Origin of the sequence: Moorella mulderi DSM 14980 (assembly GCF_001594015.1) — a bacterium.
GTDB classification, from domain to species: domain Bacteria; phylum Bacillota; class DSM-521; order Neomoorellales; family Neomoorellaceae; genus Neomoorella; species Neomoorella mulderi.
Genome location: NZ_LTBC01000043.1, coordinates 1 through 1,505, shown reverse-complemented (window position 1 = coordinate 1,505; position 1,505 = coordinate 1). Strand labels below are relative to the sequence as shown.

The following is a 1,505-nucleotide window of genomic DNA, read 5'->3' as shown; positions in this document are numbered from 1 at the left end:
AAAGTTCGGCCTGGTTGACGAGATGCCAGAGGTCTTCCACACTGGCGCCGGGGTTTAGCTCCTTAAGCCTCAAGAACTGGAGCATTTCCAGTTCCCGGCGCACGGCCCGGGGAGAGCGCCCCTCTTTGAGGTGCGGCAATACCTCCTGGGTAAGGAGGGGGATGGCGATTTTCCGGCCCTCCTGTTCCAGGAGGAGTTCCCCTGGTTTCAGGCGCCGGGTTCCCTGGTTCTTTTCCCAGGCCTCTATGGCCTGGTTGGTGGCCATACAGGCCGCCTCGGCCAGTTTTGAGGCCGGGGCTAGTTCAAAGCTTTCTTTTAGGTGAGCAGTTTGTACGGGTAATATATCCCTGGCAAGAAGGGTGGCGTAGCGGCTGTTTACACCCTTCTTGGCTTCCAAGAGACTCATCCCTCCTATGCGGGTTAGTTTTTTTTAACCGGGTGGGCCTCGGCTAGGCGGCGGACCTTCGCCATCATGAAGGCGTAGTCGGGGCCGGAAAACTCCCGGTAGAGGTTGACGTGTTTTTCTACCAATCGCCTGGAACAGCCTAGGACCTTCCTGATCGCCGGTACCGGCAGGCCCCTTTCCAGGAGGTAGGTGACCCGGGCGAAGTCCAGGAGGTAGTTCTCTATGGCTTCATAGCTGTGCCCGGTGCGCTGGACGATCTCGGTCTCGGTATAGCCGTCCATGTAGAGGCGGATGATCTTGTCGGTGTGGCTTAAGGCCGGTCCCATATCGGCCACCATACCCCTGGTGGGGACCACCACGCCTGGATGTTCCTTTAGCAAGGTCTGTACGGATTTGGTGGAGAGGCCCAATAGCAGGGCCAGATCCGGTTGGTTTAAGGTAGCCCCCTGGGACCTGGCCTGGGTGGCCAGGCGCAAAAGCCTGGTCCACTTAAGCGCCTCGGCGTTGTCCCGGTTAACCAGTTCCCAGTCCTCAGGGGTGACGTAATCCAGGACTACGGCTTTCAGTTCACACTGGGATAGTTTTTTGCCGGCCGGCTCCCGGTCGCTCACGGCCTGGTACACGATGGCTCCAGGTGCTCGTTCCTGCCTGTTCAGGCGGCTGGCCAGTTCCGCCAGTTCGTCCAAAAACTGCTCTACGGCTGCCGGGGAGTAGCCGTGCCGCCGGCGTAACAGTTCGGCAAAGGCTTGGCGGCTGGCGGTACCGGTGCCGGGTTGTCTTAAAGCTTCCTGGTCCAGGCCCAGCCGGGTGGCTATCCCCGGGTCCTTCTCCCGGTGTCTGGTCCAGATTTTCCACCAGGCTTCCAAAAGCTCCGGCGGCTCCCGCAGCAGCCTTGCCAGTTCCGCCAGGGGTTGGTCCCGGTTTTGCACCAGTTCCTTGAAGCCCTGCCACCACCGCTGCCACCGGCCGGTACTGATGGCCAGATCTTTACGCAAGGCAGTGAGGTCCTCACCGCTTAAGTACCGGTCAATAGCCAGCGCCGCCCGGAGGTTCCGCATTAGCTGGCGGTTCTCTTTCTTCATACCGGCCACCGGCAGCA

The 1,505-nt window shown here is 60.5% G+C and carries 2 protein-coding genes; both read right to left on the bottom strand.

Going from position 1 to position 1,505, the window contains the following annotated elements:
• Positions 1 to 397: hypothetical protein (locus tag MOMUL_RS15145; RefSeq protein WP_153018465.1), on the bottom strand; the 397-nt coding region annotated here is incomplete at its 3' end.
• 23 nt (positions 398 to 420) lie between these two features.
• Positions 421 to 1,505, bottom strand: a 1,085-nt coding sequence (locus tag MOMUL_RS15140) for a DUF1670 domain-containing protein (RefSeq protein WP_062286236.1), incomplete at its 5' end; no start/stop codon positions are given.